Origin of the sequence: Leclercia sp. M50, from assembly GCF_037150775.1 — a bacterium.
Taxonomy (GTDB): Bacteria; Pseudomonadota; Gammaproteobacteria; order Enterobacterales; family Enterobacteriaceae; genus Enterobacter.
On sequence record NZ_JBBCPK010000226.1, the window covers coordinates 1 to 1,142 of the forward strand.

At 61.5% G+C, this 1,142-nt stretch carries 2 protein-coding genes; both read right to left on the bottom strand.

Features of this window, described 5'->3' with window-relative positions; genetic code table 11:
- Nucleotides 1–467: cytochrome c biogenesis heme-transporting ATPase CcmA (gene ccmA, locus WFM46_RS23735; RefSeq protein WP_336998724.1), on the bottom strand; the 467-nt coding region annotated here is incomplete at its 3' end.
- A 10-nt stretch (nucleotides 468–477) separates the two neighbouring features.
- A partial coding sequence (locus WFM46_RS23740; RefSeq protein WP_336998725.1) for a cytochrome-c peroxidase occupies nucleotides 478–1,142 on the bottom strand: 665 nt, incomplete at its 5' end.

The following is a 1,142-nucleotide window of genomic DNA, read 5'->3' on the forward strand; positions in this document are numbered from 1 at the left end:
GCGGCATCGATCGCCGTAAAGGGCTCATCGAGGATCCACAGCCGGGCGGAACTTAGCCATAAACGCGCCAGCGCCACGCGGCGCTGTTGTCCGGCAGAGAGCTGACCGACGGGGCGCTCTTCATGGCCGTTGAGCCCCACCAGGCGCAGCGCGGCATTGGGGCACGCCGGATGGTAAAAGCGTAAATTCTCCCGCGCCGTCAGCCGACCCTTGATCCCTGGCTGATGCCCCAGCCACAGCAGCTGTGAATGAAAGGTGTCGCGCACGGCGGCCAGCGATTTCCCCTGCCAGCGCACCTCGCCGCTATCGGGCGATGCCAGCCCGGCCAGCAGACGCAGCAGCGTGGTCTTCCCCGCACCGTTTTCCCCGGTTACCTGCATCAGATCGCCAGGCTGCACGGTAAACGACAGGCCGCTAAACAGCGCTCTGTCGTTGCCTTCACAGCTGAGATTCAGGGCCTCAAGCATATGGCAGCCTTTAATGACCCTGAGGCTGCCAGGGGGTATAAACGCCGGTCAGGCTGTCGAGGAAGGCGACAATATCATCTACCTCGTTTTGCGGCAGACTGGTGCCCACCTGGTAACGCAGCATCAGCTTCACCGCCTCGTCGAGGGACGGCACATCCCCGCGGTGGAAGTATGGCGCGGTTAAGGCCACGTTGCGCAGACCCGGTACTTTCTGGCGCAGGCGATCGCGCACCTCATGCGTGACGTTCATGCGCCCGATATCCGCTGCCGTCACCTCGCCAAAGTCATACTCCTTTTTCAGCCCCAGCGGTTCAAACGAGCGTCCGCCGAGGATCACCCCGCCGTGGCAGGTGGCACATTTGTTCTCCTTGAAAAGCTGATAGCCGCGCTTTTGCTGTGCCGTCAGGGCGTTTTCATCCCCGCGCAGCCACTTATCAAATGGCGCGTCCGGGGTAATGAGCGTTTTTTCATATTCGGCGATGGCATCGGTGATGGTGTCGCCGCTAAAGCCCTGCGGATAGACCGCTTCAAAGGCCGCCTTCAGCGCCGGATCGGCATCCAGTTTGGCAATAATGTCATCCCAGGATTTCGAGGCCATTTCAATGGGGTTGAGCGGCGGACCACCGGCCTGTTTTTGCAGATCGGCGGCGCGACCATCCCAGAACTGCTCCACGT